Origin of the sequence: Lentimonas sp. CC4 (genome assembly GCF_902728235.1) — a bacterium.
GTDB lineage: Bacteria > Verrucomicrobiota > Verrucomicrobiia > Opitutales > Coraliomargaritaceae > Lentimonas.
This window is the reverse complement of record NZ_CACVBO010000001.1, coordinates 1526501-1532500: the sequence shown is the minus strand read 5'-3', so window position 1 is coordinate 1532500 and position 6000 is coordinate 1526501. Positions and strand designations below refer to the sequence as shown.

Genomic DNA, 6000 nt, shown 5'->3' with positions numbered 1-6000 from the left:
ACACATCGCACTTCGCCACGGCACGGCCATAAGCACGATCAAGCATGCCAACAAGTTGACAAGCGATACGGTTCGTATCGGACAGACCCTAATTGTTCCCGCCACGCACACCCCAAGCGCAGCAACAGCGACTTCCACCTATATTGTTCAGCATGGCGACACGCTCGGAGGCATCGCCATACGACACGGAACGACTATCAGTGCCATCACGCAGGCCAACAATTTGTCGAGCGACCTCGTCCGTATTGGCCAAAAGCTTCAGGTTCCGAGCTCCTCTACGAGCACCACCACCGACTTACTAGCACAAGTCCGCACAGCAACCGCCAAAATCAACGTGCGACGTGATAACTGGAAACGCATCGTCGCCCACCACAGCGCCATCAAATACGGCAACGCTAAGAAATACGACGCTGCCCACCGTCAGCGCGGCATGCAAAACGGCCTCGCCTACCACTTCGTCATCGGCAACGGCATAGACTCCGGAGACGGCGAAATAGAGGTCGGCCCGCGTTGGAAAAAACAACTCCTTGGCGGACACGTCCGCAGCTATAACATCAACTTGACCGCGATCGGCATCTGCCTAGTCGGCAACTTTGAGCAAACGCACCCAAGCAAAAAGCAACTCGACGCCTTTACTCAGCTCGTGGACTGGCTACAACGCGACGTGCTAAAGAAGAAAACACACTTCGCAGGACATAAAGAGCTCAAAGGCGAACAAACCGTCTGCCCCGGTAAACACTTCCCGCTAGCCGCCATGCATGCTCGCTACGATTAAGGCCGACGAACTTGACTATCGCTGCACGACAGAGATCGCACAGCTATCCACACCCCACAAAGCGTAGGATTTGACGAGCTCAAATCTCCTCAACGTTTACAGTGTATCCCCATGCCTAAGCACCAAGAGAAGTCATCACCTCCATTAGGTAGACTTATTCTACATCAAGAGAAATTATTTATGCTCGATTAGCTAAGCTGCTTCTAACATAACGCGGCCATTAATAAATTTAATGGCCAGCAAGCTTGGTCCTCTATCTACACTACACAACCACACAATACAGAAGCTATTATGCCTACTGCAACAAACACTACCACGCAAGAGAACGCAGCGACACAAGCAAACGCTTGGCGCACCTTCGACAATGGAGACTGGCAGGACAGTATCGACGTCCGCGACTTCATCCAGAAGAACTACACGCCATACGAAGGTGATTACGCGTTCCTAAAAGGCCCAACAGCCAAGACCAATCAGCTCTGGGACGAACTCAAAGAGCTTCTCCAGCAAGAACGCGAAGCTGGTGGCGTCCTCGATGCGGACACTAAAACCGTAGGGACAGTCGCCTCTCACGGCGCAGGCTACATCAACAAGGACTTGGAAACAGTCGTTGGTGTGCAAACTGACAAGCCCCTCAAGCGCGCAATGCTCCCTTACGGCGGCTACCGCATCGCTCAAAAAGCGCTGCAAGCACACGGCCGTGACATGGATCCGTCCACGCTCGAAATTTTCCAAAAGCACCGCAAAACTCACAATGACGGCGTCTTCGCATGCTACACAGACGAGATCCGCAAGGCTCGTAGCGCTGGCATCGTCACAGGCCTTCCAGATGGTTACGGCCGTGGCCGTATCATCGGCGACTACCGCCGTGTCGCACTCTATGGCGTGGATCGCTTGATTGCTGATAAGCAGCAGCAAATCAAAGACAGCAACAACGAAGAATTCACTGAAGAGTGGGTGCGCGAGCGTGAAGAGACACAGGATCAAATCCAAGCACTCAAAGACCTAAAGACCATGGCTGCGGCCTACGGGTTCGACATCTCACTTCCAGCACAAAACGGTAAAGAAGCCGTGCAATGGACTTACTTCGCCTACCTCGGCGCAGTTAAAGACCAGAATGGTGCAGCAATGTCCTTTGGTCGCACCGCGACTTTCTTCGATGTCTACTTCGAGCGTGATTTCGCCGAAGGCACACTTAACGAAGAACAAGCACAGGAAATCATCGACCACTTGGTCATGAAGATGCGTATCGTTCGTTTCATCCGCACCACAGACTACGACGAACTTTTCTCAGGTGATCCAACATGGGTGACTGAAAGCATCGGCGGCATGGGCGAAGACGGACGTTCACTCGTCACCAAGTCCAGCTTCCGCGTGTTGCAAACACTTTATAACCTCGGACCCGCTCCTGAGCCAAATCTCACAGTGCTCTGGGCACAAGAACTCCCACAAGGCTTCAAGGATTTCTGCGCAAAGGTATCGATCGAAACCAGCGCTATCCAATACGAAAACGACGACCTCATGCGCAAGTATTGGGGCGACGACTACGGAATCGCATGCTGTGTGTCCGCGATGCGTATCGGCAAGCAAATGCAATTCTTCGGCGCCCGCGCCAACCTTGCCAAAGCGATGCTCTACGCAATCAACGGCGGTAAGGACGAGAAGAGCGGCATGCAAGTGGCTCCAGAGAGCGATGCGTTCAAAGGCGACTACCTTGAGTTCGACGATCTCATGGCTCGTTTTGACAACATGATGGAATGGGTCGCACAGACATACGTCAAAGCGCTCAACATCATCCACTACATGCATGATAAGTATTCTCCGGAAAACATCATGATGGCACTTCACGACAAGGTCGTCATGCGCACCATGGCTTGCGGCATCGCAGGTCTCTCGGTCAGCGCCGACGCCCTCTCAGCTGTCAAATACGCGAAGGTCAAAGTGATCCGCAACGATGAAGGCCTCGCAGTCGACTACGAAGTCATCGGCGACTATCCTGCTTACGGCAACAACGACGACCGCGTCGATGCTTTCGCCAACGACCTCGTTGAGCGCTTCATGGACAAGGTTCGCAAGCAGCCTATGTATCGTAACGCGATTCCAACACAGTCGGTTCTCACTATCACGTCCAACGTGGTATATGGTAAGAAGACTGGCGGCACACCAGACGGCCGCAAGGCAGGTGAGCCATTCGCACCAGGCGCCAACCCAATGCACGGCCGCGATAAGAAGGGTGCAGTCGCATCCATGGCATCCGTTGCAAAGCTTCCATACGAGCACTCACAAGACGGCATTTCATACACCTTCTCGATCGTGCCAAAAGCACTCGGCAAGACTCAGCCTGATCAAGTTGCCAACTTGGGGAACATCCTCGACGGCTACTTCGAAGAAAGCGGTCACCACATCAATGTGAACGTCTTCGAAAAGGAAACACTCATGGACGCGATGGAACACCCTGAGAAATACCCACAGCTCACAGTCCGCGTGTCCGGATACGCTGTGAACTTCATCAAGCTCACGAAAGAGCAGCAGATGGACGTGATTACACGGACATTCCACGATAATATCTAAATTCGCACAATCCGAACCCTAGCCGTAATCACAATCTGAATACAGAGAGTGATTACGGCTAGGGTAAAGATTACGATTCAGAACACGACACTACTACACTACCATGACCACCACTTTAGAAGCACCTACCACTTGCACTTACGAAAGCCCCGCCTGCGACAGCCCATCAGGCCAAAGCGAAGGCTACATCCACTCGGTTGAGACCTGTGGCACAGTCGACGGCCCAGGCGTTCGCTACATTCTCTTTCTACACGGCTGCCCACTACGTTGCCAGTATTGCCACAACCCAGATGCCCAAGGCAAACCGTCCGGCAAATCGATGACCGCAGAGGAAGCATTCGCCGATGTTAAGAAATACAAGTCATTCATCAAAAAAGGTGGCCTGACCCTCAGCGGCGGCGAGCCGCTCATGCAGCCGGACTTTGTGCAAGCCATGTTCCAAATGGCTAAAGACGAAGGCATCCACACCGCGTTGGATACTTCCGGATTCGTTGGCCACAAAGCCAGCGACGAGCTACTGGCACTCACCGACTTAGTGCTACTCGACATTAAGAGCTTCAGCCCGATGACTCACAAGTTCACCACTGGTGTCTGCGTCGACCAAACACTGAAATTTGCCAAGCGCCTCGATGCGATGGACAAAAAAGTGTGGATTCGCTTCGTGCTCGTCCCAGGCCTCACTGACTCTGAAAAGAACATCGACGGCCTCGCAGAATTCGTCAGCACACTTGGCAACGTTGAGCGCGTAGAGATCCTGCCTTTCCACAAGATGGGCGAAGGCAAATACGAAATCTCAGGTATACAGTATAACTTGAAAAATACACCGACACCGACAGCAGCACAGGTTCAAGCTGCTAAAGACATCTTCGCGCGCCACGGCGTCGAAGCCGTCTCGTAGGCACACACTCAAGATACCACACATCGAGTCTCTGTATTCGAACACACGTCCAACACTTCAGCTCTGAATGTTGGACGTTCTTAATTCGAGATTCGACGTCACCCCGACACTTACATTATGGCTAAAACAAAAAATCGTTGGCTCATCGCTGCATCCGCAGTTGGCATTCACGCATCAATTGGCTCTGTCTATGCATATAGCGCATGGAAGATGCCCCTTGAAAACACCTTCGGCTGGTCGTCTCCTAAGACGTCGATGGCATTCAGTATCGCCATCTTCTTCCTAGGTCTATCCGCCGCCTTCCTAGGGCGCTACATTGAGCGTAAAGGCGCATCTAAGGGTGGACTGCTCTCCGCAGCCTTCTTCTGCACTGGCCTAATCGGGTCAGCAGCAGCCTGCTGGTATGAGAACATCACACTGTTTTATTTGTTCTTCGGCGTAGTGAGCGGCATCGGACTCGGGCTCGGCTACATCACCCCCGTTTCCACACTCGTGAAGTGGTTCCCTGATCGTCGTGGCCTCGCCACCGGTCTCGCCATTATGGGCTTCGGCTTCGGTGGCCTGATTTGCGCCCAACTGATCGACCAATTCGTGCCGATGCAGGAAGAGATCGTGCTGCATAAAGACGTAAAAACCTACGACTACCTACAAGCACTGGAATCCGACCCCGCAGCAGCTGCGCTAATGATCGAAGGTGCACCGTCACTTGAATCCTATAAAGCGCAAAGCACCGAAGCAGCGGCACTCTACCGCGAAAAACAAACAGACAGCGCAGAATACGCCGTCGTCAAAGCCACCACCGACAACTATCGCTCCACTCTCATTTACGATAAGAAGTCGATCGCCAGTGCCTTCTTCTTCCTAGGCATCATTTATTTATGCATCATGGTGCCCAGCGCACTCTACATCGCGCCGCCACCTGAAGGCTATGCAGAGAAATTTGCAGCAGCCGATCCTAAGAAAGCAAAAGCCATCGCTCTAAAGGGAGAGATGACAGCCAAAGAAGCGCTTCGCACTCCTGGCTTCTACGGGCTCTGGCTGATGCTCTTCATTAACGTCTCCTGTGGTATCGCTGTGATCGCCACCGCCAAGAAGATGGGCTACGAAATGGTGCGCCTTCCCGTCGAAATGGCCAGCCTTCTAGTCATGGGCATTTCGCTCTTCAACGGCCTCGGCCGTATTATTTGGGCAACCTTCTCCGACTTCATCGGCCGCTCAAATACTTACGTCGCCTTCTTCGCGATCCAGATCATCGCCTTCCCACTGCTCGCCAACCTGACAGGCGCACCGGTATTGTTCATGATCGTAACCTTCCTGATCCTATCGTGCTACGGCGGTGGCTTCGCCAGTATTCCAGCCTACATCAGTGACCTCTTCGGCCTCAAGGAGATGCCAACGATTCACGGCTATATCTTAACAGCATGGTCCTGTGCCGGCATCGTCGGCCCAATGATCAACGCCTATGTATATAAGCAAACACACAGCTACCAAGGCAGCCTCTATGTATTCGGCGGCGCTTTTGTGATCGCACTCATCATCTCTTTACTGATGAAGATCGAGATCAAGCGCATCAACCGCCATTACAGCGCCCAGCAAGTCGAAGCTGCTCGCCCACATACACACAGCGAGTAATTAGCAAAGTGACACAGGCATTCTAGCCTGTTTGCATCGAGAATCATTCAAAAACAAAGAGCGCGGCCGTAATAGCCGCGCTCTTTTTTGTGTAGAAAACTAAATCAAAGCGACAAGAGTGTCGCTT

General features: G+C 52.7%; 4 protein-coding genes (1 of these 4 running past the window's edge). All 4 read left to right on the top strand.

Annotated features, from left to right (window positions below):
* Window positions 1-775, top strand: partial view of a LysM peptidoglycan-binding domain-containing protein gene (locus GZZ87_RS06710; RefSeq protein ID WP_162025755.1) — the 3' portion only. Its footprint begins 299 nt before the window's first position; 775 of the gene's 1074 nt are visible here — the last part of the coding sequence; its start codon lies off the left edge, out of view; it ends in the stop codon at window positions 773-775.
* Window positions 776-1066: 291 nt separating this feature from the next.
* Window positions 1067-3343 carry a formate C-acetyltransferase gene (gene pflB / locus GZZ87_RS06705; protein ID WP_162025754.1) on the top strand — a complete coding sequence of 759 codons (2277 nt, stop codon included), beginning with the start codon at window positions 1067-1069 and terminating at the stop codon, window positions 3341-3343.
* A gap of 103 nt (window positions 3344-3446) precedes the next feature.
* Complete coding sequence (pflA, locus tag GZZ87_RS06700; protein WP_162025753.1) at window positions 3447-4241, top strand: pyruvate formate-lyase-activating protein; 795 nt, start codon at window positions 3447-3449, stop codon at window positions 4239-4241.
* A 117-nt stretch (window positions 4242-4358) separates the two neighbouring features.
* Window positions 4359-5873, top strand: a complete 1515-nt coding sequence (locus GZZ87_RS06695) for an OFA family MFS transporter (protein WP_162025752.1) — start codon at window positions 4359-4361, stop codon at window positions 5871-5873.
* Window positions 5874-6000 lie beyond the last annotated feature (127 nt).

Excerpts from the sequence above, each read along its gene's own strand:
- GZZ87_RS06695 (WP_162025752.1), top strand. The coding sequence starts at position 4,359 with ATGGCTAAAACAAAAAATCGTTGGCTCATCGCTGCATCCGCAGTTGGC.
- pflB (WP_162025754.1), top strand. The coding sequence starts at position 1,067 with ATGCCTACTGCAACAAACACTACCACGCAAGAGAACGCAGCGACACAA.
- pflA (WP_162025753.1), top strand. The coding sequence starts at position 3,447 with ATGACCACCACTTTAGAAGCACCTACCACTTGCACTTACGAAAGCCCC.